The sequence below is a fragment of the Pseudoxanthomonas mexicana genome, assembly GCF_014397415.1.
Taxonomy (GTDB): domain Bacteria; phylum Pseudomonadota; class Gammaproteobacteria; order Xanthomonadales; family Xanthomonadaceae; genus Pseudoxanthomonas_A; species Pseudoxanthomonas_A mexicana.
On the sequence record NZ_CP060731.1, the window covers coordinates 319,279 to 341,764 of the forward strand.

The following is a 22,486-nucleotide window of genomic DNA, read 5'->3' on the forward strand; positions in this document are numbered from 1 at the left end:
ATAGCGGCAAGGGCCCGTTGATTCCTCGCAGAACGAACGGCATCGAGGGTCAGCGACCGCTCGACGCCGTTGTCAGCCGATACCGGTGCGTCAGTAGCGCAGGTTTAGCTTCATCCAGGCGGTGCGGCCAGGCTCGTTGATCCGCACCGGATCGGCCGGATAGCCGAAGGCGCTGTTGCCGCCCAGGTTGAGGTGCTCGCTGTAGGCGCGGTCGAACAGGTTGTCGATGCCCGCCGTGAGCTGCAGGCGATCGCTGAAGCGATAGCCCCCGTTGAGCGAGAACACCGCAAAGCCCGCGCTCGGCCCAAGATCGCGGCCGACCACATTGCCCTGCGTGGTGCTGACGCGATCCTGCGCGGCCGCCACGCGCCACAGCGCGCCCCACGACCATGACCCGCGTTCATGGCTGACCGAGAAGCGCGCCTCCAGCGGCGGCATCTGCGGCAGCGCCGTACCGGTATCGCGGACTTCGCCCCAGGCGTAGGACGCGGCGCCCGACAGTTTCCAGCCCTGGGCGGGACGCCAGTCGATGCCCGCTTCGCCGCCGCGGATACGGGCGTCCACGTTGTGTGCGCGGGTGGTGCTGCCCATCATCCCGGCGGTGTAGTCGAACAGGATGAAGTCCTGCACGCGGCCCGCGTACAGCGAGGCCCAGGCATCCACCTTGGCGCCGTTGAACTGCAGGCCGATGTCCAGCTGCGTGGTGCGCTCGGGCTGTACGCCGGCAAAGGCGTTGGGCGCACCGACGGGGCCGCGCGTGGGCGAGAACAGCTCCCAGTAGTCGGGCATGCGCTGCGTGTGGCCGAGGCCGGCGTACGCGCCCCAGCGGCCACCCATGTCGTGCTCGTAGCGGACGAACGCACTGGGCAACGTCTCCCTGCGGACCCTGCCGGCGGTGGGATTGGGCATCGGCATCATGCCGCCGGCGCTGGCGCGCAGGTCCTGCGCTTCGGCGCGGTCGACGCGCACGCCGCTCATCACGTGATGGGTGTCGGTGATGTGCCAGTGCGATTCGGCGAAGGCGCCCCAGCTGTGGAACTTGGCGTCCACGCTCCACGGCAGCGCGAGGTAGCCCCCCCGCCCGCTGGCGCTGCGCCTGCGGTGCCGGCTGTCGCGCAGGTCCACGCCGGTGGTCACTTCCCAGCGCCCGGCCTGCCAGGTGGTGGCGACGCGGCCGCCGCGCGTGCGGTGCGCCACGTTGCTGGCCATCGGCATGGGCATGCTGCCGGTGGGGTCGGGGTCGCGCAGGCTGTAGTTGTCCATCACGTGGTCCACGTCATTCTGGTAGACATTGGCGACCACGGCGTCGAGCACGCCACCGATGTGCTTCTTCTCGAAGCGCAGGCCCAGGCTGTCGCGGCGGAACTGCGCGCCATCCATGCCGCGGCCGGCGTAGCGCGCCTGGGCGTCGCCGATGCCGGCGCTGAGTTCCAGCACCGTGTCTTCGTCGGGCGTCCAGCCCAGCGCGGCGTCTGTATTCCACTTCTTCCATGCCGACGGCACCCCGTCGCCGTTGCCGTCTTCGTAGTCGTCGGCCTCGGAACGGTTGGCGGACACGCGCGCATAGCCCCGCGGCGTACCGGCGCTGATGTCCAGCACCTGGTCGTTGCGGTCGCGGCTGCCGGCCAGCAGGCTGCCGGTGGCCTGCACGCCCGGCTCGGCGAAGTACGGGATCTCGCGCTCGAAGCGCACCGTGCCGGCGGAAGCGCCGCCGCCCCACAGCACCGTCTGCGGCCCCTTGACGACGATCAGGCGGTCGTAGGTTTCCGGCGCGATGTACGACAGCGCGTTGTCCATGCGCGAGGGACAGGCGCCGCTCATCGCGCCGTCGTTGGTCATCAGGTTGATGCGCGAGCCGAACATGCCGCGCAACACCGGATCGCCGTTGGTACCGCCGCTGCGCAGCGTGGCGAAGCCGGGAATGGTCTTCAGGTAATCCGCTCCGTCACTGGCCGGCACCGGCTGCCGCGGCAGTTTGGGATCGGTGACGAAGGTGGCGGCCATGGCGGGCGCCACGCCGACCACCACGATGCCGTCCAGCGTGGTGGCGGGCATCGCATCGGCGTGCGGCGCGACGTGCGCTTCCTGTGCATGCGCGATCGGCATGTTCGCGAGCGCGCCCAGCAGGGCCATGCACAGCAGATTACGGTTCATGACGCTTCTCCTCATGTGATGCCGCCATTCTCACGACGCACCCTGGAGCGCAGATGCGACAAGGTGTCGCATCGATACGCGCGCTTGACGTGAGTCAAGCCCGTGCGCGAATCCGCGCGTTCGCGCCCTTTCGATTGATTCAGATCAACGAGGCGCCGTGCGTGCATTTCCACCATGGCCGCACACCCACCGATGATCGACCGAGGAACGCACCATGAAACGCCTGTATCCCTCCCTGCTCGCCTGCGCACTCGCGGCACTGTCCGCTGCCCCCGCCTTCGCTGGCGAACAGGGCGGCCGCATCACGCCGGCCGGCGAAACCATCCACGCCGTGATGACGGCGCCGCCGATGGTGCCCCCGCCGATCACGCGCAAGACACCGGCCCATGTCGTCGTCGACCTGGAGATGATCGAGAAGGACATGCGCATGGCCGATGGCGTGACCTACAACTTCTGGACGTTCGGCGGCACCGTGCCCGGCAGCTTCATCCGCGTGCGCAAGGGCGACACGGTGGAGTTCAAGCTGAAGAACCGCCACGACTCGCACATGTCGCACAACATCGACCTGCATGCCGTCACCGGCCAGGGCGGCGGTGCGGAAGCCACGTTCACCCTGCCGGGGCATGAAACGCAGTTCTCCTTCAAGGCGCTGAACCCCGGCCTGTACATCTACCACTGCGCGATGGCGCCGGTGGGCATGCACATCGCCAACGGCATGTACGGCCTGATCCTGGTGGAGCCGGAAGAAGGCCTGCCGCCGGTGGACAAGGAGTTCTACGTGGTGCAGGGCGACTTCTACACCGAAGGCGCGTACGGCGAACCCGGCCTGCAGCCCTTCAGCCTGGAGAAGGCGATCGACGAGCATCCCACCTACGTGGTGTTCAACGGCTCGGTGGACGCGCTGCAGGGCGACAACGCGCTGACGGCGAAGGCGGGCGAAACCATCCGCATGTTCGTCGGCAACGGCGGCCCGAACCTGGTGTCCAGCTTCCACGTGATCGGCGAGATCTTCGACAAGGTCTACACCGAAGGCGGCAGCAAGTACCAGGAGAACGTGCAGACCACGCTGATCCCCGCCGGCGGTTCGGCCATGGTCGAGTTCAAGGCCGACGTGCCCGGCAACTTCGTGCTGGTGGACCACAGCATCTTCCGCACGTTCCACAAGGGCTCGCTGGGCATCCTGAAGGTGGAGGGACAGAAGAATCCCGACATCTACACGGGCCAGCAGCACGACATCGAGTATCCGGAAGCCAAGCCGGCGGCCGGCCAGTGAGGACAGGATGAAACGGATGCCGCCTTCGACCGCCACGTTCCTGCTGCTCGCGCTGGCATCGGCGTTCGCCGTCGCCGGCGACGCGGACAGCGGATACCGGCGCATCGAGGGCGGCGATTTCCGTTCGTCCGTGCGCTTCGAGGAGGACACCCGCGTGGTGCGGGTGCCCTCGTTCGCGCTGATGGCACGGCCCGTCAGCAATCGCGATTTCGCCGGATTCCTCGCGCGCCAGCCGCAGTGGCGACGCGACCGCATTCCCGCCGTGTTCGCCAGCCCGGGCTACCTGGGCCACTGGGCCACGGCCGACGCACCCGGGCCGGCGCTCGATCCGGACGCGCCGGTCGTGCACGTCAACTGGTACGCCGCCGATGCCTACTGCCGCGCGCAACAGGCGCGGCTGCCGCGCTTCGTCGAATGGGAATACGCGGCCGCCGCCGACGCCACGCGCCGCGACGCGCGCGCCGATGGCGCTTGGCGGATGCGCCAGGTCAACGACGGCACGCCGCATGCCATCGATGCGGCCGCGGACGCGCCGGCCAATGCCTACGGCGTCCATGGCCTGCACGGCGCGCACTGGGAATGGAGCGAGGATGTCGCCTCGCTGCTGGGCGACGGCGACCGCCGCGGCCAGCAGGACGGCGACGCCCTGCGCTACTGCGGCGCCACGGCCATGAGCTTCAACGACCCCGGCGACTATGGTGTGGTCAAGCGCTTCGTGCTGCTCTCCGCGCTGCCACCCGACGCCACGCTGGGCAACCTCGGTTTCCGCTGTGCCAGGAGCACGCCATGAAGATCGCCTCCCTGTTCCTTTCCCTGCTGGTCCTCGCCGCGCCGCTGCGCGCGCAGCCGCTGCCCGGCGATTCGGTCTACCACCTGCAGGCGAGTACGCAGGCCGCCGACGGGCAACCGGTCGCCTGGTCCTCGCTGCGCGGCCAGCCACGCGTGGTGTCGATGTTCTATACGAACTGCCACCTGATGTGCCCGCTGATCATCGAGAACGCCAAGAGCCTGCAGAAGCAGTTGACGTCCGCCGAACGCAAGCGGCTGGGCGTGGTCATGGTCAGCCTGGACCCGGCACGCGATACCCCGTCCGCCATGCAGGACGTCGCGCAGCGCCATCGCGTGCCGGACGGCTGGCGGTTCCTCACGCCTGCGGCCGACGACGTGCGCGCCATCGCCAGCGTACTGGACGTGCGCTACCGGTTCCGCGACGACGGCAGCATCAACCACACCAGCGTGCTGGTGCTGCTGGACGCCGACGGCCGCGTGCGCGCGCGCAGCGAGGTGACCGGTGCCGCCGCAGATCCGCAGTTCCTGACCCAGGTCAAGGCGCTGCTCGCCGGACCGTGATGTCATGGTCCCACACCCACCCAAACGATGAACGACGGAGCCACACGATGAAACTCTCCCACTCCCTGCTCGCCCTTGCCCTGTTCGGCGCCGCCGGCATGGCCCAGGCCGCCGGCAACTGCACGGTCAGCCTGAAGGGCGACGACGCCATGAAATTCGACCTGAAGGAGGCCACGGTCTCCGCCAGCTGCGCCACCATCACCCTCGAGCTGACGCACAGCGGCAAGCTGCCGGCCGCGGCGATGGGCCACAACGTGGTGGTGTCGAAGACCGCCGACCTGGCCGGCGTGGCGCGCGATGGCATGAAGGCCGGCGCGGCGGGCGCCTACGTCCCGGCCGGCGACGCGCGCGTGATCGCGCATACCGCCCTGATCGGCGGCGGACAGAAGACGAAGATCACCTTCCCCGGCAAGAAGCTGACCGCCGGCGGCGACTACAGCTTCTTCTGCAGCTTCCCCGGCCACTCCACGCTGATGAAGGGCAAGCTGGTCGTCACCAAGTAACACCGCTGCTGCGCCGCCTCCGGGCGGCGCAGTACGTTCCGGAGTCCGCGCATGGAATACGTCATCCGCCTGGACGATGCGCCCGCCGACCTGGCCGCGATCGAACGGCAGCTGCTCGATCTCGATCCCGCCGCCCTGCTCGACCGCGACGCCGCTTCCGGCGCGCTCCGTTGCTCGACCAGTGCGCTCGCGGTGGAACTGATGCTGGTCTTCGCCCAGGCCGGCCACCGGCTCGCGCCCGACGCCATCGAGCGCCTGCCGTCGGTGTGTTGCGGCGGCTGCAGCGGCTAGGTCGCGCCGCGCGCGCTCACGCCAGGCAGGGCAGCTCGACCGATACCGACAGGCCACCCCAATGCGGCGACTGCGCCAACCGGACGGTGCCGGCGTGCGCCGTCACCACTTCCTTCACGATCGCCAGGCCCAGCCCACTGCCCTCGTGGCGGCTGCCCAGCCGGCGATAGAAGCGATCGAACACACGCTCGTGTTCGTCGTCGGGAATGCCCGGACCGCTGTCGTCGACCGACAGGAAGGCGCGGCCATCGGCCTTCCACGTGCGCACCTCGACGGTGGCGCCGGCCGGTGCATAGCGCGCGGCATTCTCCACCAGGTTGCGCACCAGCAGGCCGAGCGCGATTTCGTCGCCCGACACCAGCACCGGCTGCAGATCCAGGCGCAGGGTCTGGCCCCGTGCATCGAGCAACGGCCGGGCGGCGTCGATCTCGATGCCGGCCAGCGCGGCCAGGTCAAGCCGCGTACGCGCCACTACGCGTCCCGTGCTTTCCGCGCGACTCAAGGACAGCAACTGCGCCACCAGACGTTCGACGCGCTGCACGCTGGCGGTCAGCAGCTGCTGGGACGCTTCGCGTTCGTTCTCGTCGCCGGCATGGCATGCGTTGTCGGCATGCACCTTCAGCGCGCTGATGGGCGTGCGCAGTTCGTGCGCGGCATCGGCCACGAAGGTGCGCTCGCGCGCCAGGGCAGCGTCCAGCCGTTGCAGCAGGCCGTTGATCGCATCGACCAGGCCACGCGCCTCCAGCGGCACCTGGGCCGGATCCAGCGGCGTCATCCGCTCGGGATCGCGCTGGCCGATCTCGTGCGACATGCGCCGCAGCGAGTGCGTGGCCAGTGCGACGCTCCACCAGACCAGCAGGGCGATCAGCGGCAGCGACAGCAGCAGCGGCAGCAGCGTGCCGCCGGCGATGTCGCCCGCCAGCTCCTCCCTGATGTCGGTGAGTTCGGCCGACTGGAACCATCGTCCGTTCGGCGACCGCAGGGTGAACGCGCGCCAGTGCGCGCCATCCACCACCACGTCCTCATATCCGGCCTTCAACGTCGCCAAGGGCCGCGCCGGCGCACTGTCTGAGCGCAGCAGCAGCCGACCTTGGGCGTCCCAGACCTGGAAGGCCAGCTTGTTCTCGTAGGCATGGCCGTCGTTGAACGCCAGCGCTTCGCCCACGCCGTGCGCCTGTCCGTGCCAGCCGCGCAGCACGATCGGCTCGCCCGGAAACGCGTTCAGTTCGCTGAGCGGCTCGTCGACCAGGCTGACCAGCACGCGGGTGGACTGCACCAGGCGGGCATCGAACATCTCGCCGGCTTCCTGCAGCCCGGCCCGGTAACTGAGCAGGCCCGCCGCCGCCATCACCACGGCCAGCGTGCCCAGCAACAGCCACAGCAGGGTGGCGCGCATCGATCTCATGGGGCATCCCCGACGGCATCGCCCAGGGCATAGCCCAGTCCGCGCACGGTGCGGATGATGCCGGGCTCCAGCTTGCGGCGGAGCTGGTGGACATGGACATCGACGGCGTTGCTGGCCACGTCCGCATCCCAGCCGTACAGGTGCCGCTGGATCGCGTCGCGCGCCATCGGACGACCGCGCTGCTCCATCAGCACGCGCAGCAGCGCGAACTCGCGGCGGGTCAGGTCGAGCGGCCGCCCTTTCCAGCTGGCGGTGAGCGTGGCCGGATCCAGCCGCAGCGGGCCCGATTCCAGCGTGGGATTGGCGCGGCCGGCGCTGCGCCGGATCAGCGCACGCACGCGCGCCAGCAGCTCGGCGGTATCGAAAGGCTTGCCCAGATAATCGTCCGCGCCCACGTCCAAGCCGAGGGTGCGGTCGGCCGGGCGCTCGCGCGCGCTCAGCACGAGGACCGGCACGGTATCGCCGGCGGCGCGCAGCTGGCGGATCACCTCGATGCCGTCCATCCGGGGCAACCCAAGGTCCAGCACGACCAGGTCGAAACCGCCGCCTCGCAGGGCCAGCAGCCCGCTGGCCCCGTCCTGCACCCAGTCGACGGCGAAGGCGCCACGCCGCAGCGCGGTACGGATGCCTTCGCCCAGCGACAGATCATCTTCCACCAGCAGGATGCGCATGCAGCCAGTCTGGTGGCCGTCACCTCAGTGCGCAAGGTGCGCCGTCACGTCCTTCAGCTTGGCCTGCGCCTCCTGGCGACGGCCAGCATCGGCCACCTCGCGGCCGGGGCGAGCGGGGGCCGCCAGCGCCTTCTGGAAGGCCGTGCGGGCACCGGCCCAGTCTTTCTGGTCGCGCAGGAAATCCGCGTAGAAGTAGTTGGCGTCGATGCCGTCCGGATCGATGGCCAGTCCCTTGCGCAGCATCGTGCGCGCGGCCGCATCGTCGCCGAACCCCAGCGGCCAGCCGGGCACCTGGTAATACAGGGCACCCAGGCTGGTGTAGGCGGCACCGTCCAGCGCGCCCGCATCGAGCTTGATGGCCGCCTCGAAATCCGCGCGCGCCCGCTTCACCAGGCCCAGCGCGCCCATGCCGCCCTTCTCGCCGGCCAGGCTGGACAGCACGATGCCCTCCCAGATCAGCGCCGCGGCATCGCGCGGAGTGGCCTGGCGGATCTTCTCGGACTGGTGCAGCAGTTCTTCGAACGCCGCCTCCCGCTGCGGCTTGGGCAGCTGGTAGTTGATCTGCGCCCAGCGGTCGCGCACCTGGTTGACGCTGCCCGTCGCCGGCTCGCCGGCCACGGCGATGCCGACCAGCAGCGCCGTGGACATCAGGATGAGGAAGAACATGGATTTACCGTGGCTGCGCTTCATGGGGAACGTGCTCCGTCGTGGACAGGGGTGACCGTCGCGCATGCTTGCGGACGGCGGGAAGGCGGGACCGCAGGCTGCGGTCGACAAGGCCCGGCAGCAGGCCGTTGAGACGGGCGAACAGCTTCTCCGGCCAGCCGATCTGCATGCGTGCGGTGCCGCGTTCGATGGCGCGGACCAGGTGGCGTGCCACATCGGCGGGCGCATCGCTGGCGGTCTTCAGTTCGGCGTTCAGGGCGTCGACGGCCGGCGTGTTGAAGGGCGTGCGCGTGGCACGTGGCGACAGGTACTGGAAGCGCAGCGGCGTGTCGGCGTACTCCCGTGCCAGGGCTTCGGTCAGTCCGCGCAGGCCGGACTTGCTGGCGCTGTAGGCGGCGAAGCCGGGAAACGCCAGGCTGCCGAAGGTCGAGCCGACCACGACGACCGACGCCGGCGTGTGCGTGCCCAGCACCGGCAGCAGTGCGTGCACCAGCAGCATGGGCGCCACCAGGTTGGTCTGCACCAGCCGTGCCATGTCTTCGGGGGACTGATCGGCGAACAGGCCGAACGCGCCCTGGGCGTGCGCCAGCACCAGCACCGAGGGCGTGGGGTTGGCCGCGGCCGCGGCGCGCACCACCTGCGCGCGTCCCTCGTCGGTGGCGACATCCGCTGCCACCCATGACAGAGCACCCGCGGGCAGGTGCTGGGCGAGCCGGCGCAACCTGCCTTCGTTGCGGCCCACCGCCAGCACGCGCGCGCCCGCGGCGATCAGGGCCGCGCACAGCGGCTCGCCGATGCCGCCGCTGGCGCCGGTCACCATCACCGTCCTGCCGGCGAGTTCCATCACGCCGCCTCCGCCAGGCGGGCACCGCCGTCGCGCAGCGTGCGGAAGATGTCGCCGTACAACACGTAGAAGCGGCGTGCTGCGTGCACGATGGCGGCCTTGTCGCCCTCATCGTCGATGCGATCCATCAGGCGCTTGAAGAAGCCCACATGCTCGATGTCCAGGTCGCCGTGCGAGAGCAGGTAACTGAAGGCGTTGCGGGGAAGGTCCAGCGACGTCTGCAGCGTGTTGGCGGCGCGCGTGGCGAGCGCGACGCTGGTGCCTTCCAGCACCAGCACCATGCCGAAGAAGCCCACCGGATTGCCGCGCTGGATGGTGTCGTAGGCGTAGCTGACCATCAGTTCGGTGGCGAGCGAAGGGGAAGACGCCTCCGCGGCGGCCCGGTCCTCGCCGCAGGCGGCGATGTCGTCCAGCACCCATTCGTGGTGCCCCATTTCCTCTTCGATGTACTCGCCCACCGCCGTACGCAGCCACTCCAGCCGGGCCGGCAGCCGCGCCCCGCAGGCCATCAGCAGCGGCACGGTATGGCGGACGTGGTGGAAGGCCTGGTTGAGGAAAGCCACATAGTCATCGCGCGCGATCCTGCCCGCCAGCGCGGACTGGATGATCGGGACGGACAGCAGACCGTTGCGTTCGTGCGCGGTCTGCGCGACCAGCTCATCATGGAAACTCATGCGGCAACTCCGGAGGGGGATACGTTCGGGGGGCGGCGGTAGCAGGCGTCGACCTCGGCCTGGTAGCGGCCGAGGATCGCTTCGCGGCGCGGGCGACCGTTGGCGGTCATCAGGCCCGCCTCGGCGGTAAAGGGGGCGGCGGCACGCACGAAGCGGGCGACGCGTGCGTAATCGGGGAGGCCCGCGTTGATGTCGGCCAACGCACGCGCGAGACGCGCGTCGTCGATGTCGGCACGTCGCGGCACCAGCACCGCGACGTTGTCCGCCTGGGCCTCGCCCCAGACCACGGCCTGGGCGATGGCGGGATGCGCCAGCAGTTCGCTTTCGACCCACTCCGGCGACACGTTGCGGCCGAACGCGGTGATGAAGACGTTCTTGCGGCGGCCGGTGATGTGCACGTAACCCTCGTCGTCCTGGTAGCCGAGGTCACCGGTGCGGACAGGACCGTCCGGCAGCCGCTCACCGCCGAGATAGGCGAGTGCACGCGCGCCTTCGACCTGGATCTCGCCCTCCACGATCGAGATGCGGGCGTGCGGCAGCGGACGGCCGACGCTGCCATCGCGCGTGGCCTCCGGGCGGTTGAGGCACACCACGGAGCCGCATTCGGTCAGACCATAGCCTTCGAACACGGGCAGCCCGAGCGCGCGAGCGCGCTGCAGCAGGCCCGGCCCCACGCGCCCGCCACCGACGGCGATGTAGCGCAGCGATGCGGGGAGCGGCGCGCCCTGCTCGGCCGCCATCACCAGCGCCAGCAACAGCTGCGGCACCAGGATCACGCTCTCCGGCTGGTAACGGTGAAGGCAACGCAGCAGCGTGGGCACGTCCAGGCCGGTGGCGCCGGTGTAGCCGATCTCCGACAGCGATGGCAGCGCGATTTCCGCATCCGCCAGCAGCGTCGCGTACAGGCCCGCCACGTTCTCCAGCAGCGTCGCCAGCGGCATCAGGCACAGGTGCCGACGCGGCGCCACGGCCGACGCGGCGTCGACCAGCGAGCCTGCGACAGTGAACAGGGTCTCCGCGTCCAGGCATACGCCGCGCGGACGTCCCGTGGTGCCGGACGTATAGGTGATGCAGGCCGTCCGATGCGGCAGTGCCGGTCCCGGCGTGTCGTGCGCCGGGGTGCGCCAGTACGCCAGCCGCTCGCCGTCGAGGAACCCGCTGAGCGCTTCCACGCCTGGCGGCATGGCGTCCTCGCGCGCCGTCACCACGCACTGCGCGCCGCTGCTCGCCAGCGCATGCCGCACCTGCGCCTCGGAGAAGAACACCGGCAGCGGCACATGCACGCCCCCGATCTCGCGCAGGGCCAGGTCCAGCACGAACCAGCCGGATCCATTGTCCAGGCGGCTGGCGACGCGGCGGATGCCGGTCCTGGCCAGCCACGCCACCAGCGCGTCGATCCGTGCCGCCAGTGCGGCATCGTCCAGTGTGCCCTCGGCGCTGATGACGCGCGGCGCATTCAGCCGTGTCCCGCGCAGCACGACATCCATCGGCCGCGTCATGGCGCACCCGCCAGGCAGGCATCCGGCGCGGTGCAGGCCGCCGGCCGCTCCACGCCGCGCAGATAGGCGACACCCTCGGCCAGGTTGCCGCAGATGAGCCGGGGACGCGCGTCGTAATAGCGCCCCCAGTCCGCACCGGCATCGCCCAGGCGCTCGGCGCGCGCTTCGGCCAGCTCCAGCATCGGCAGGCGCAGCCGCTCGAAGGCGTTGCGCAGCTGCTGCGTGGCGACCAGCAATACCCAGTCCATGCCGGCCGCCTGCAGGGTCAGCGCCAGCTGCAGGATCAGTTCGCGTGCGATCCCGGGCGAGGTGGCCGCGAAATTCCCCACCTCCACCACGCGGCGGCGGTCGACGTGCGCGATGCCTCGCCGTGTCATGGCATGTTCCACCGGTCCGTCCAGATAGTGCTCGACGAACAGCGGCCCCTCCGCGCCGGCGCGGATGCCCACGGCGGCGGCCAGGCGGCCGTCGCTGTCCCGGTAGGCGATCAAGTGGGGGAAGAAGTTCCGCAGGACGGCGCCGTAGCGGTCCCGATAGACGTCGGCGATGAAGGCTTCCACGGCCTCGCGGCCGGGGTCGTCGCGCTCGACCAGCTGGACGCTGACGAAGCGTCCGGGAAGGGGCGCCAGGGCGATGTGGGGACGGATCCAGTGCATGGCGGGCATGCTGGAAGCGCCGGATTAAGGCTCGATTAGGTACGAGTTAAGCGCTCATTAGATTCTCGGCACGAATTCGTGAGAATGGGCACCGCATCACCGTGCAGCTAAATTGCTTCTGAACAGGTGCGTCGAAAGCGCGCACCTCGCTCGCTGCGGCGCGACTGCACGGAACCTGCAGGGATGCAGCAGAACCCGCCTGCAAGGCCGCACAGCGCCCTTCCCCGCCATCACGTCCTCGTAGGGTCGTGATGGAAATGCCGCTTGAACGGCACCTCGCCGTCGCGCCGCGCGTCCAGTTCCTGCGCATATCGATGGCCGGCGTACACCGCGTGCGCGATCAGCCCCGGCGCCAGCGCATCGCCGATGCAGGCCACGCTGCGGATGCCCGCATCAATCCATTCCGGCTCGCGTGCCTTCAATGCCTGGTAGAGCGCATCGTCGGGCAGGCGGGCGGTGACCACCACGACCGCGTCGCACTCGAGCGAAGACGCCGCACCGCTCCATGCGTGCTCCAGCGCGAGCGTGGTTCCCGTATAGCCGGTGACCAGGTGCGATACGCGCTGCACGACGCCCAGCTCGGCCATCCGCCACTGGATGTGGCGGTAGTCCAGGGTGTTCGCGCTCCACGAGGCGATGGTGTCGTCCGGGGTAAGGTACGTGACCTCGCAACCGCGCAGGCACAGCGCCTCGGCGACCACGCTGGCGGTGTAGAAGTAGTCGTCGTCGTAGACCACCACGCGACCCTCGGGCCAGCGCCCGTCCATCAGGTCGTCCGGGGTGAACACCCGCGGGTTGTCGGCGATGCCCAGCCCGTGGCTGCACCCGAATCCGTCACGCCGCAAGTGGCAGCCCGCGGTGATGACGACGTGCTCGGCGCCGAAGTCGAGCACACGCGCCCATTCGGCCAGCCCCGGCAGGCGCGCCTCGCGCGTGACCCGCCCGCCCAGTTCACGACGCTGCCGCCGTACCTGTCGGACTACCTGACCAACTACGAGTTCGGCTGGAAGACCACGTGGCTGGACAACCGGCTGTCGTTCAACGGCTCGGTGTTCCGCCAGGACTGGGAGGACTTCCAGTTCTCCATCCTCGGCGCCAACGGCCTGACCGAGATCAAGAACGCCAACCAGGCGCGCATCAACGGTGCCGAGTTCTCGCTGGCGTTCGCGGCCACTTACAACCTGCAGCTGACGGCAGGTGCCGCGTTCTACGACGCGGAACTGACCGAGAACTACTGCGGCTTCACCGACGACGACGGCAACCCGGTCACGGAGTGCGCCGACCCCGAGGCGCCGGAAGGTACGCAGCTGCCGGTCACGCCGAAGATGAAGGGCAACCTGACCGCGCGCTACACCTTCGACGTGGCAGGCGGCGAGGCCTTCCTGCAGGGGGCGGTGGTGCACGTGGGCGACCGCAAGTCCGACCTGCGCCTGGCCGAACGCGAGATCCTCGGCGACCTGGATGCCTACACCACGGTGGACGTATCGGCCGGTTACCGCCGCAACGACTGGAAGGTGGACGTGTACGTCAACAACCTGTTCGACGAACGCGGCGAGCTGAACCGGTTCACCCAGTGCGCGGAGTCCGTCTGCGGCGCCGCGGGCGTGGTGCCGGAGTATCCGAACGGCCAGGTCTATACGGTGGTGACCCAGCCGCGCACCATCGGCGTGCGGTTCTCGCAGGAGTTCTGAGGCCGAACGCGATGGATCGCGGCAACGAAAAGCCCCGGTGCGAGCCGGGGCTTTTCACTTGTGGACGACCCGATGGCGCGGTCAGGAATCGCGATCGTCCGCGTCGCGATCATTCTCCCGCATCTCGTACCACATGCCGTTGAGGATGGCGAAGCTCGCGGCCAGGCCGGCGCCCAGGATCCAGCTGAAGTACCACATGCGACTCTCCTCAGTAGGCGTTGGGGTTGCGTCCCATGCCGTCGCCGTCGACCTTGCCGCGCAGCACGCGGAAGACCCAGGCGGTGTACAGCAGGACGATGGGCAGGAAGAACGCCGTGGCCAGCAGCATGATGAACAACGTCATGTGGCTGGACGAGGCGTCCCACAGGGTCAGGCTGGAGCCGGCCTGCGTGGACGACGGCAGCAGGAACGGGAACGTCGCAAAGCCTTCGGTCAGGATGATGCCGATGATGCTGGCCGACGACGCCAGGAACGCCAGCCCCGCCCGACCGGCACGCAACAGCACGGCGCTCAGCAGCGCACCCGCCACTCCGATCGCCGGCAGCAGCCAGGTCACCGGCCAGCGGGCGTAGTTGTCCATCCACGCGCCAGGCTTCGCCACGGCGATCTTGGCGAGCGGATTCGACGGACCGGCGGTATCCATCGCGACCTGCAGCGCGTATCCGTCGAGGCGCGCGACCCAGATGCCGCCGATCACGAACAGCACCGCTGTCGCAATGGCGGCGATGCTGCCGTAGCGCCGCGCACGCTCAGCCACCGCGCCGGAGGTCTTCATCGCCAGCATGCCCGCCCCGTGCATCAGCAGCATCGCCACGCTCACCAGCCCGCACAGCAGCGCGAACGGCGTCAGCAGGCCGAACAGGCCGCCTTCGTAGTACACCCGCAGGGTGTCGTCGAAGTGGAACGGCACGCCCAGCAGCACGTTGCCCATGGCGACGCCGAACACCAGCGAAGGCACCAGGCCGCTGGCGAACAGCGCCCAGTCCCATACCGCCCGCCAACGCGGATCGGGCACCTTGCTGCGGAACTTGAAACCGACCGGCCGCAGGATCAACGCCACCAGGATCAGGAACATCGCGATGTAGAAGCCCGAGAAGCTGACCGCATACAGCGGCGGGAACGCCGCGAAGATCGCGCCGCCGCCCAGGATCAGCCAGACCTGGTTGCCTTCCCACACCGGCCCGATGACGTTCAGCACGATGCGCCGCTCCTCGTCGGTGCGGGCCACCGCGGGCAGCAGCGTGGCCACCCCCAGGTCGAAGCCGTCCATCACCGCGAAGCCGATCAGCAGGATGCCCAGCAGCAGCCACCAGATCAGCCGCAGCGTGGCGTAGTCGAGAGGAATCGTATCCATCCGCAGTCTCCCGTCAGCCTGCCAGGGCCGGTTGAGGCGAGGGGGTGTCGGGCGCCGGGGCAGCCAGGTGCTCGGGGCCCTTCAGGATCAGCTTGCGCATCAGCCAGACCTCGACGATGGCCAGCACCGTGTAGATCAGCACGAATCCGCTGAGGGTGATCATGATCTGGTGCAGCTTCAGCCCGGATGCGGCCAGGAAGGTCGGCAGCACGCCATCGATGATCCAGGGCTGGCGCCCGTACTCGGCGATCAGCCAGCCGGCCTCGATTGCCACCCAGGGCAGCGGCAGGCTCCAGAATGCCAGCTTGAGGAACCAGCGGTACCGGTCCAGCTGCTGCCGGCTGGCCAGCCAGAACGCCAGCGCGAAGAAGGCGATGAAGTAGAAGCCCAGCCCGACCATCAGGCGGAAGCTCCAGAACAGCGGCGCCACGTGCGGGATGGTGTCGTGCGCGGCCTGCGCGATCTGCGCCTCGGTGGCGTTGCCGATGTCCTCGCGGTAGCGCTTGAGCAGCAGCGCGTGGCCGATGTCGCGCCAATGGGCCTCGAAGACGACGCGCGCGGTGCCGTCGTTGCGGTCGGCGCGCAGCCGCTGCAGCGCCTCGTAGCCCAGCAGGCCATTGCGGATGCGGCCTTCGGCGCGCTCCACCAGCTCCAGGATGCCCGGCATCTCGGTATTGAACGAGCGCGTGCCGATCAGGCCCATCACATACGGGACATGCAGGGCGTAGTGATTGGTCTGGTTCGCCTGGTCCGGGATCGCGAAGGCGTTGAAACCGGCCGGCGCCGGCTCGGTCTCCCACATGGCCTCGATCGCGGCCAGCTTCATCTTCTGGTGCTCGCTGGTGGCGTACCCGCTCTCGTCGCCCAGCACCACCACGGACAGGGCCGCCGCCAGGCCGAAGCTGGCAGCCACCGCCATCGAGCGCTTGGCGAAGTCGATGTTGCGGCCCCGCAGCAGGTAGAACGCGCTGATCGCCATCACGAACATCGCACCGGTGACATATCCGGCCGACACCGTATGGACGAACTTGGCCTGCGCCACCGGGTTGAAGATCACCGCCATGAAGTCGGTGATCTCCATGCGCATGGTCTCGGGATTGAAGACGGCGCCGACGGGATTCTGCATCCAGCCGTTGGCCACCAGGATCCACAGCGCCGAGAAGTTGGACCCCAGCGCCACCAGCCAGGTGACCACCAGGTGCTGCACCTTGCTCAGCTTGTCCCAGCCGAAGAAGAACAGGCCGATGAAGGTCGCCTCCAGGAAGAACGCCATCAGGCCTTCGATGGCCAGCGGCGCGCCGAAGATGTCGCCCACGTAATGGCTGTAGTAGGACCAGTTGGTGCCGAACTGGAACTCCATCACGATGCCGGTCGCCACGCCCATGGCGAAGTTGATGCCGAACAGCGTGCCCCAGAACAGGGTCATGCGCCGCCAGATGTCGCGCCCCGTCATCACGTAGACGCTTTCCATGATGGCGATCAGGAAGGACAGCCCCAGCGTCAGCGGCACGAACAGGAAGTGGTACATCGCGGTGAGCGCGAACTGCAGGCGGGACAGTTCGACGACGGTCATGTCGGGCATGGGGGAGCTCCTGGGACCTGGCGGCATTCTAGACCCGCCCGTCGGCGGCAGGGGGGCGACCATCTGTCGCACCCGCCATGCACAGTCTATGCTCCATCCTTGCACCCCTTCCGCCAGGGACCCTGGCGGGAGCTTTGATCAGAATCAATGCGGTCCCGATGTCCGGGGCCGAGAATCCCGCCGTGGAAAACTAGGAGAGGCCGCATGCAAGGCGTCCAGGGGACTTATAACGACAAGGTAGTGCGCCAGTTCGCGGTGATGACCGTGATCTGGGGCATCGTGGGGATGACCGTGGGCGTGCTGATCGCTGCCCAGCTGTACTGGCCCGCATTGAACTTCGACCTGCCGTGGCTCAGCTACGGGCGCCTGCGCCCGTTGCACACCAATGCAGTGATCTTCGCCTTCGGCGGCAGCGCGCTGTTCGCCACCAGCCTGCACGTGGTGCAGCGGACCAGCCACGCACGGCTGATCTCGGACAAGCTGGCGGCGTTCGTGTTCTGGGGCTGGCAGCTGGTGATCCTGCTGGCGGCGGTGACCCTGCCGCTGGGCCTGACCCAGGGCAAGGAGTACGCCGAGCTGATCTGGCCGATCGACGTGCTGATCGCGGTGGTATGGGTGGCCTACGGCGTGCTGTTCTTCGGCACCATCGCCAAGCGCAAGGTCAAGCACATCTATGTGGCGAACTGGTTCTACGGCTCGTTCATCATCGCCGTGGCCCTGCTGCACATCGTCAACAGCCTGGCGCTGCCCACCGGCCTGCTGCACTCCTACCCGGTGTACAGCGGCGCGGTCGACGCGATGGTGCAGTGGTGGTACGGCCACAACGCGGTGGGCTTCTTCCTGACCGCGGGCTTCCTGGGCATCATGTACTACTTCGTGCCCAAGCAGGCCGGCCGCCCGATCTACTCCTACCGCCTGTCCATCGTGCACTTCTGGGCGCTGATCGCGGTATACATGTGGGCCGGCCCGCACCACCTGCACTACACCGCGCTGCCGGACTGGGCGCAGAGCCTGGGCATGGTGTTCTCGCTGATCCTGCTGGCCCCCAGCTGGGGCGGCGCCATCAACGGCATCATGACCCTGTCGGGCGTGTGGCATAAGCTGCGCACCGATCCGATCCTGAAGTTCCTGATCGTCTCGCTGTCGTTCTACATGATGTCGACCTTCGAAGGTCCCATGATGTCGATCAAGACGGTCAACTCGCTGAGCCACTACACCGACTGGACCGTCGGCCACGTGCATTCCGGCGCGCTGGGCTGGGTGGCGATGATCTCGGTGGGCGCGGTCTACGCCCTGCTGCCCAAGCTGGTCGGCCGTGAGCAGATGCACTCGGTGAAGGCCATCGATACCCACTTCTGGCTGCACACCATCGGCGTGGTGTTCTACATCGCCTCGATGTGGATCGCCGGCGTGATGCAGGGCCTGATGTGGCGCGCCACCAACGCCGACGGCACGCTGACCTACAGCTTCGTCGAGGCGCTCAACGCCACCTATCCCTACTACCTGTTCCGCCTGGCGGGCGGCCTGCTGGTGCTGAGCGGCATGTTCCTGATGGCATGGAACATGGTGAAGACGCTGCAGGGCGCCAAGTCCACCGCGGCGCAGCCGATCATGGCGCCCGACGCCTCGCAAGCCCGCGCCTGAGGACCGACGAGATGAGCAACGGAAATTCCCACGAGAAAATCGAGAAGAACGTCGGCCTGATGGCGGTGCTGATCGCGGTGGCGGTGTCCTTCGGCGGACTGGCGGAGATCGTGCCGCTGATGTTCCAGGCCGAGGCGATCAAGCCGCTGGAAGGCGTGAAGCCCTACCCCGCGCTGGAGCTGGCGGGCCGCGACATCTACGTGCGCGAGGGCTGCTACAACTGCCACTCGCAGATGGTGCGCACACTGCGCTTCGAATCCGAACGCTACGGCCACTACTCGCTGGCCGGCGAATCGGTCTACGACCGCCCGTTCCAGTGGGGCAGCAAGCGCACCGGGCCGGACCTGGCCCGCGTGGGCGGACGCTACTCCGACGACTGGCACCGCGTGCACCTGGTCAACCCGCGCGACGTGGTGCCGGAGTCGAACATGCCCGCCTTCCCCTGGCTGCAGAAGGCCACGGTGGACGGCGCCGAAGTCGCCTCCCGCATGAAGTCGCTGAAGACGCTGGGCCATCCGTACAGCGAGGCCGAGATCTCCAGCGCCGCCGCCGACGTGGAAGGCAAGACCGAATTGGACGCCGTGGTCGCCTACCTGCAAGGGCTGGGCAAGGCCGCGCCGAGGGGGGGCTGAGCCATGGTATCCGGCATCGTCACGGGGGTATTGCTGGTGTTGTTCCTGGCCGGCTGGGCGTGGGCGTGGAGCCCGCGCCGCAAGGCCGATTTCGAGGATGCGGCGCGCCTGCCGCTGGGTGAGGAAGGGGAGAAGAACCCATGAGCGCTGGTTGGATCGGATTCATCGTCGCGCTGGTCGTACTGAACATCCTGGGCTGCGTGTGGCTGCTGTGGTGGACCAGCCGCCGCCGCCCCGGCGATCCCGCGCCGGAAGACACTTCGCACGTGTGGGACGGCGACCTCACCGAGTACAACAAACCGCTGCCGAAGTGGTGGATCAACCTGTTCTACATCACCATCTTCTTCAGCATCGGCTACATCGCCTGGTATGGCGGCCTGGGCATCATCCCCGGCTACGCGAAGTGGACCTCCACCGGCGAGCACGACCAGCAGAAGGCGCTGGAAGACAAGAAGCTGGAGGCGACGTTCGCGCCGTTCGCCGGCAAGCCGATCGACCAGCTGGCCAAGGATCCGAAGGCGCAGGCGCTGGGCCGTTCCATCTTCAACAACACCTGCGCCACCTGCCACGGCTCGTCCGGCCAGGGCGCCACCGGCTACCCCAACCTGACCGACGACATCTGGCACTGGGGCGGTACCCCGGACCTGGTGCTGCAGACCGTGCTGGATGGCCGTGAAGGCGTGATGCCCGAATGGGGCACCGCACTGACCAACATGGGCGGTGCCAATGCGGTCGACTACGTGATCGCCTACGTCAACGTGCTGAACAACCCCGAGGAAGGCATGAAGAACAACTTCATGGCAGCCCAGGGCAAGCCGCTGTACGATGGCCTCTGCGTGGCCTGCCACGGCGTGGACGGCAAGGGCAACCAGGAACTGGGCGCGCCCGACCTGACCGACGGCTACTGGCTCTACGGCAACAGCAAGGAGAGCATGCGTACCACGATCACCCAGGGTCGCCATGGCGTGATGCCCGCGCACCGCGAGCTGCTCGGCGAGACGCGCGCGCGGCTGGTGGCGTCGTACGTATGGTCGCTGTCGCACAAGCAGGCGGCCGGCGCGGCGCAATGACCGACTTCACCGAGCCCCGCCTCGACCATCCGCCCCGGCCGCTCGCGCAGCGCGTCGGGGCGGTGCTCTGGCCCAGCTTCTTCGCGGCCGGCGTGGCGACGATGGTGTTCTTCGCCTTCGTCGACCCGCTGACGCTGCGCGACATGACCTTCCCAGACCTGGCGATCAGCCGCGAGTTCGGCTACACGCTGGGTTTCTTCATGTTCTGGCTGGCCACCGCGGCCAGCAGCCTGTTCACCTGGATCCTGCTGCGCCCCGCCAGCCGCTTCAACCGCGCGCTGCCGCCGGACTGAGCGCGCCCGCAGCGTCCTCCTGCCGCCTGCGCGCGACGGAAGCACGCACCTGCGACAAACCGTCGCTACCTCGCGCACGCCCGCGGCGCGAGCATGACGCCAGCCAAGACAGAGCCCTCCATGTCCACGCCAGCCTCCTCCTCACCCTCCGATTCGACCAGGCGCCGCATTCCGCTGGACGTCGTCGATGCGCAGGGCAATTCCTTCTACGTCAGCGAGCGCAAGGTCTATCCGCGCGACGTCGCCGGCACGCTCAACCGCCTGCGGGTGGCGGCGGTGTGGTGGCTGCTGGGCATGTACTACGTGTTCCCGTGGGTGAAATGGGACGGTCGCCAGGCGGTGCTGTTCGACCTGCCGGCGCGCAAGTTCTACGTGTTCGGGCTGGTCTTCTGGCCGCAGGATTTCCTGTTCCTGGCCATGTTGCTGATCATCGCGGCGATGGCGCTGTTCTTCTTCACTTCGCTGGCCGGCCGGCTGTGGTGCGGTTATGCCTGCCCGCAGACGGTGTGGACGGAAGTATTCCTGTGGATGGAGCGCTGGACCGAGGGCGACCGCAGCGCTCGGATGAAGCTGGACGCGGCGCCGTGGAGCGCCAACAAGCTGCTGCGCAAGGGCGGCAAGCACGTGCTGTGGGCGGTGTTCGCGCTGTGGACGGGCTTCACCTTCGTCGGCTTCTTCACCCCCATCCTGGACCTGGGCGCGCGCCTGTGGCCGTTCGCCTGGGGCGGATGGGAGACGTTCTGGGTGCTGTTCTACGCGCTGGCCACGTGGGGCTTCGCCGGCTTCCTGCGTGAGCAGGTGTGCAAGTACATGTGCCCGTACGCGCGCTTCCAGAGCGCCATGTTCGACCGCAACACCCTGATCATCGCCTACGACCCGATGCGCGGCGAACCGCGCGGCCCGCGCAAGCGCGGCCTTGGCAGCGTGCTCGAACGCGCACGCGGGCTGCTGTCCAAGGAGACGGCGTACGACTACGTGTTCCGCGCGGGCAAGCATCCGTCCGCCGCCAGCCAGGCCGCGCACGCCAAAGGCACCATCACCTGGGACGGCGATCTGGGCGACGTGGCGCCGCTGCCGAAGTTCGCGCCCGAGGAGCTGGGCGACTGCATCGACTGCACGATCTGCGTACAGGTCTGCCCCACCGGCATCGACATCCGCAACGGCCTGCAGTACGAGTGCATCGCCTGCGGCGCCTGCATCGACGCCTGCAACGACGTCATGGGCAAGATGGGCTATCCGCAGGGCCTGGTCCGCTACACCACGCAGAACGCCATCGACGGCAAGCCGTCGCGCGTGCTGCGCCCGCGCGTGTTCGTCTACGGCGGCCTGCTGCTGGCGCTGGTGGCCGGCTGGGCCTGGGGCGTGACCCATCGCAGCGACCTGATCGCCGAGGTGCTGCGCGACCGCAATGCGCTGTACCGTGAAGTCGCCGGTGGACAGGTCGAGAACAGCTACACGCTCAAACTGATCAACAAGGACCAGCAGACGCGCAGCTACCGCGTCACCCTGGCCTCGCCCACACCCGGCATCGTCCTGCGCGGTGGCGAGATGACGGTGATCGCCGAGCCCGAGCAGGTGCTGTCGCTGCCGGTCGTCGCCACCGCCCCCGCCACGGTCACCGGCCGTCATGCGGTCACGCTGACCGTGGTCGCCACCGAGGGCGGCAACGAGAAGACCGTCGACACCAGCTACTTCGGACCCACCCCATGACGTCGAATGCCTCCCCTGCCAGCGACCGCAAGCGCCCGTTCTGGAAGGAACCCATGATGTGGGTGGTGCTGGGCATCCCGCTGGCCTCCATCGTCGCCGGCGTGGGACTGGTGGTGGTGTCGGTGCGCTCCGGCAGTGCGGACGCGGTGATGGACAAGGTGGACCGCGTCTCGCAGATCCAGACCACCGACCTGGGCCCGGACGAAGCCGCTGCCGCACGCAAGCTCAGCGCCATCGTGCAGATCCGCGCCGACCATGTGGAACTGGTGCCGGTGACGGGCGAATTCGCGGGCACGTCGCCGCTGGTGCTGACCCTGGCCCACCCGACCGAAGCGGCGAAGGACACCACCCTGACCCTGGCCCGCGATACCGCCGGCTGGACCGCGCCGGCTCAGATCGACACATCCCACGACTGGAATGTCCAGCTCGCCACGCAGGACGGCCTGTGGCGCATCCGCGGGCGCCTGCAGAAGGACACCCGGGCGGTACGGCTCGCTCCCGCGCACGGGGGCGGCTGAGTCCGG

The 22,486-nt window shown here is 68.7% G+C and carries 25 protein-coding genes; 13 read left to right on the forward strand and 12 right to left on the reverse strand.

Annotated elements, in window-relative coordinates:
- Positions 1-90 precede the first annotated feature (90 nt).
- Positions 91-2,154 carry a TonB-dependent copper receptor gene (locus IAE60_RS01580; protein ID WP_187573608.1) on the reverse strand — a complete coding sequence of 688 codons (2,064 nt, stop codon included), beginning with the start codon at positions 2,152-2,154 and terminating at the stop codon, positions 91-93.
- Between the two features lie 214 nt (positions 2,155-2,368).
- On the opposite strand from IAE60_RS01580, the gene nirK reads away from it, so the two are divergent.
- The 5 genes from nirK to IAE60_RS01605 are packed head-to-tail and all read left to right on the forward strand — an operon-like array spanning position 2,369 to position 5,571.
- Entirely contained in the window at positions 2,369-3,427 is a 1,059-nt protein-coding gene (nirK, locus tag IAE60_RS01585) for a copper-containing nitrite reductase (protein WP_187573609.1), read from the forward strand.
- Between the two features lie 16 nt (positions 3,428-3,443).
- Entirely contained in the window at positions 3,444-4,217 is a 774-nt protein-coding gene (locus IAE60_RS01590) for an SUMF1/EgtB/PvdO family nonheme iron enzyme (RefSeq protein WP_244966630.1), read from the forward strand.
- Positions 4,214-4,777 carry an SCO family protein gene (locus IAE60_RS01595; RefSeq protein WP_185894359.1) on the forward strand — a complete coding sequence of 188 codons (564 nt, stop codon included), beginning with the start codon at positions 4,214-4,216 and terminating at the stop codon, positions 4,775-4,777. Before IAE60_RS01590 ends, IAE60_RS01595 begins: the two co-directional genes overlap by 4 nt.
- 47 nt (positions 4,778-4,824) lie before the next feature.
- Positions 4,825-5,280 (forward strand): azurin, encoded by a 456-nt coding sequence (gene azu, locus IAE60_RS01600; protein ID WP_162108219.1) that lies wholly within the window; start codon positions 4,825-4,827, stop codon positions 5,278-5,280.
- 51 nt (positions 5,281-5,331) lie between these two features.
- Complete coding sequence (locus IAE60_RS01605) at positions 5,332-5,571, forward strand: hypothetical protein (RefSeq protein ID WP_187573611.1); 240 nt, start codon at positions 5,332-5,334, stop codon at positions 5,569-5,571.
- 16 nt (positions 5,572-5,587) lie between these two features.
- Here the strand turns inward: IAE60_RS01605 and IAE60_RS01610 are convergent, their stop codons facing one another.
- From IAE60_RS01610 to IAE60_RS18690, 8 genes are all read right to left on the reverse strand, one after another.
- A complete protein-coding gene (locus IAE60_RS01610; protein WP_187574626.1) occupies positions 5,588-6,955 on the reverse strand; it encodes an ATP-binding protein in 1,368 nt (455 codons plus the stop codon).
- A 17-nt stretch (positions 6,956-6,972) separates the two neighbouring features.
- Positions 6,973-7,647: a response regulator transcription factor gene (locus IAE60_RS01615; protein WP_187573612.1), complete on the reverse strand. Its 675-nt coding sequence runs from the start codon at positions 7,645-7,647 to the stop codon at positions 6,973-6,975.
- Positions 7,648-7,671: 24 nt separating this feature from the next.
- Positions 7,672-8,313: a tetratricopeptide repeat protein gene (locus tag IAE60_RS01620; protein ID WP_187574627.1), complete on the reverse strand. Its 642-nt coding sequence runs from the start codon at positions 8,311-8,313 to the stop codon at positions 7,672-7,674.
- Positions 8,314-8,317: 4 nt separating this feature from the next.
- Positions 8,318-9,157, reverse strand: a complete 840-nt coding sequence (locus tag IAE60_RS01625) for an SDR family oxidoreductase (protein ID WP_187574628.1) — start codon at positions 9,155-9,157, stop codon at positions 8,318-8,320.
- The gene (locus tag IAE60_RS01630; protein WP_187573613.1) at positions 9,157-9,831 is read right to left on the reverse strand and encodes an iron-containing redox enzyme family protein; all 675 of its coding nucleotides are present in this window, start codon (positions 9,829-9,831) and stop codon (positions 9,157-9,159) included. The genes IAE60_RS01625 and IAE60_RS01630 overlap by 1 nt, the downstream gene beginning before the upstream one ends.
- Positions 9,828-11,330, reverse strand: coding sequence for an AMP-binding protein (locus IAE60_RS01635; protein ID WP_187573614.1), 1,503 nt, complete (start codon positions 11,328-11,330; stop codon positions 9,828-9,830). Before IAE60_RS01635 ends, IAE60_RS01630 begins: the two co-directional genes overlap by 4 nt.
- Complete coding sequence (locus IAE60_RS01640; protein ID WP_187573615.1) at positions 11,327-11,986, reverse strand: thermostable hemolysin; 660 nt, start codon at positions 11,984-11,986, stop codon at positions 11,327-11,329. Before IAE60_RS01640 ends, IAE60_RS01635 begins: the two co-directional genes overlap by 4 nt.
- 230 nt (positions 11,987-12,216) lie before the next feature.
- Entirely contained in the window at positions 12,217-12,879 is a 663-nt protein-coding gene (locus IAE60_RS18690; protein WP_244966631.1) for a hypothetical protein, read from the reverse strand.
- Between IAE60_RS18690 and IAE60_RS18695 the strand changes: the two genes are divergently transcribed.
- Positions 12,856-13,677, forward strand: a complete 822-nt coding sequence (locus IAE60_RS18695; protein WP_313495946.1) for a TonB-dependent receptor domain-containing protein — start codon at positions 12,856-12,858, stop codon at positions 13,675-13,677. The genes IAE60_RS18690 and IAE60_RS18695 overlap by 24 nt on opposite strands.
- Positions 13,678-13,758: 81 nt before the next feature.
- Here the strand turns inward: IAE60_RS18695 and cydX are convergent, their stop codons facing one another.
- The 3 genes from cydX to IAE60_RS01660 are packed head-to-tail and all read right to left on the reverse strand — an operon-like array spanning position 13,759 to position 16,613.
- Positions 13,759-13,875, reverse strand: coding sequence for a cytochrome bd-I oxidase subunit CydX (cydX, locus tag IAE60_RS01650; protein WP_185894370.1), 117 nt, complete (start codon positions 13,873-13,875; stop codon positions 13,759-13,761).
- 10 nt (positions 13,876-13,885) lie between these two features.
- A complete protein-coding gene (cydB, locus tag IAE60_RS01655; RefSeq protein WP_187573617.1) occupies positions 13,886-15,031 on the reverse strand; it encodes a cytochrome d ubiquinol oxidase subunit II in 1,146 nt (381 codons plus the stop codon).
- A 13-nt stretch (positions 15,032-15,044) separates the two neighbouring features.
- Complete coding sequence (locus IAE60_RS01660) at positions 15,045-16,613, reverse strand: cytochrome ubiquinol oxidase subunit I (protein WP_187573618.1); 1,569 nt, start codon at positions 16,611-16,613, stop codon at positions 15,045-15,047.
- Positions 16,614-16,817: 204 nt separating this feature from the next.
- Between IAE60_RS01660 and ccoN the strand changes: the two genes are divergently transcribed.
- The 7 genes from ccoN (at position 16,818) to IAE60_RS01695 (ending at position 22,480) form a co-directional block, all read left to right on the forward strand.
- On the forward strand, positions 16,818-18,257 hold the full coding sequence (gene ccoN, locus IAE60_RS01665) for a cytochrome-c oxidase, cbb3-type subunit I (protein WP_187573619.1): 1,440 nt from the start codon (positions 16,818-16,820) through the stop codon (positions 18,255-18,257).
- Between the two features lie 11 nt (positions 18,258-18,268).
- A complete protein-coding gene (gene ccoO / locus IAE60_RS01670; protein WP_187573620.1) occupies positions 18,269-18,889 on the forward strand; it encodes a cytochrome-c oxidase, cbb3-type subunit II in 621 nt (206 codons plus the stop codon).
- A gap of 3 nt (positions 18,890-18,892) precedes the next feature.
- Complete coding sequence (locus IAE60_RS01675; RefSeq protein WP_187573621.1) at positions 18,893-19,033, forward strand: cbb3-type cytochrome oxidase subunit 3; 141 nt, start codon at positions 18,893-18,895, stop codon at positions 19,031-19,033.
- A complete protein-coding gene (gene ccoP, locus IAE60_RS01680; RefSeq protein WP_187573622.1) occupies positions 19,030-19,959 on the forward strand; it encodes a cytochrome-c oxidase, cbb3-type subunit III in 930 nt (309 codons plus the stop codon). The genes IAE60_RS01675 and ccoP overlap by 4 nt, the downstream gene beginning before the upstream one ends.
- A complete protein-coding gene (locus IAE60_RS01685) occupies positions 19,956-20,252 on the forward strand; it encodes a hypothetical protein (protein ID WP_162108240.1) in 297 nt (98 codons plus the stop codon). Before ccoP ends, IAE60_RS01685 begins: the two co-directional genes overlap by 4 nt.
- A 120-nt stretch (positions 20,253-20,372) precedes the next feature.
- Positions 20,373-21,962, forward strand: coding sequence for a 4Fe-4S dicluster domain-containing protein (locus IAE60_RS01690; protein ID WP_187573623.1), 1,590 nt, complete (start codon positions 20,373-20,375; stop codon positions 21,960-21,962).
- Positions 21,959-22,480 (forward strand): FixH family protein, encoded by a 522-nt coding sequence (locus IAE60_RS01695; protein ID WP_187573624.1) that lies wholly within the window; start codon positions 21,959-21,961, stop codon positions 22,478-22,480. The genes IAE60_RS01690 and IAE60_RS01695 overlap by 4 nt, the downstream gene beginning before the upstream one ends.
- The last annotated feature ends 6 nt before the right edge of the window (positions 22,481-22,486 follow it).

Bases quoted from the DNA above. Each gene is read 5' to 3' on its own strand.
- IAE60_RS01630 (WP_187573613.1), bottom strand. From the start codon at position 9,831: ATGAGTTTCCATGATGAGCTGGTCGCGCAGACCGCGCACGAACGCAAC.
- IAE60_RS01640 (WP_187573615.1), bottom strand. From the start codon at position 11,986: ATGCACTGGATCCGTCCCCACATCGCCCTGGCGCCCCTTCCCGGACGC.
- ccoO (WP_187573620.1), top strand. From the start codon at position 18,269: ATGAGCAACGGAAATTCCCACGAGAAAATCGAGAAGAACGTCGGCCTG.
- IAE60_RS01615 (WP_187573612.1), bottom strand. From the start codon at position 7,647: ATGCGCATCCTGCTGGTGGAAGATGATCTGTCGCTGGGCGAAGGCATC.
- IAE60_RS01625 (WP_187574628.1), bottom strand. From the start codon at position 9,157: ATGGAACTCGCCGGCAGGACGGTGATGGTGACCGGCGCCAGCGGCGGC.
- IAE60_RS01635 (WP_187573614.1), bottom strand. From the start codon at position 11,330: ATGACGCGGCCGATGGATGTCGTGCTGCGCGGGACACGGCTGAATGCG.
- IAE60_RS01605 (WP_187573611.1), top strand. From the start codon at position 5,332: ATGGAATACGTCATCCGCCTGGACGATGCGCCCGCCGACCTGGCCGCG.
- azu (WP_162108219.1), top strand. From the start codon at position 4,825: ATGAAACTCTCCCACTCCCTGCTCGCCCTTGCCCTGTTCGGCGCCGCC.
- cydB (WP_187573617.1), bottom strand. From the start codon at position 15,031: ATGGATACGATTCCTCTCGACTACGCCACGCTGCGGCTGATCTGGTGG.
- ccoN (WP_187573619.1), top strand. From the start codon at position 16,818: ATGCAAGGCGTCCAGGGGACTTATAACGACAAGGTAGTGCGCCAGTTC.
- IAE60_RS01695 (WP_187573624.1), top strand. From the start codon at position 21,959: ATGACGTCGAATGCCTCCCCTGCCAGCGACCGCAAGCGCCCGTTCTGG.
- nirK (WP_187573609.1), top strand. From the start codon at position 2,369: ATGAAACGCCTGTATCCCTCCCTGCTCGCCTGCGCACTCGCGGCACTG.
- cydX (WP_185894370.1), bottom strand. From the start codon at position 13,875: ATGTGGTACTTCAGCTGGATCCTGGGCGCCGGCCTGGCCGCGAGCTTC.
- IAE60_RS01620 (WP_187574627.1), bottom strand. From the start codon at position 8,313: ATGTTCTTCCTCATCCTGATGTCCACGGCGCTGCTGGTCGGCATCGCC.
- ccoP (WP_187573622.1), top strand. From the start codon at position 19,030: ATGAGCGCTGGTTGGATCGGATTCATCGTCGCGCTGGTCGTACTGAAC.
- IAE60_RS01690 (WP_187573623.1), top strand. From the start codon at position 20,373: ATGTCCACGCCAGCCTCCTCCTCACCCTCCGATTCGACCAGGCGCCGC.
- IAE60_RS01590 (WP_244966630.1), top strand. From the start codon at position 3,444: ATGCCGCCTTCGACCGCCACGTTCCTGCTGCTCGCGCTGGCATCGGCG.
- IAE60_RS01580 (WP_187573608.1), bottom strand. From the start codon at position 2,154: ATGAACCGTAATCTGCTGTGCATGGCCCTGCTGGGCGCGCTCGCGAAC.
- IAE60_RS01675 (WP_187573621.1), top strand. From the start codon at position 18,893: ATGGTATCCGGCATCGTCACGGGGGTATTGCTGGTGTTGTTCCTGGCC.
- IAE60_RS01595 (WP_185894359.1), top strand. From the start codon at position 4,214: ATGAAGATCGCCTCCCTGTTCCTTTCCCTGCTGGTCCTCGCCGCGCCG.
- IAE60_RS01685 (WP_162108240.1), top strand. From the start codon at position 19,956: ATGACCGACTTCACCGAGCCCCGCCTCGACCATCCGCCCCGGCCGCTC.
- IAE60_RS01660 (WP_187573618.1), bottom strand. From the start codon at position 16,613: ATGCCCGACATGACCGTCGTCGAACTGTCCCGCCTGCAGTTCGCGCTC.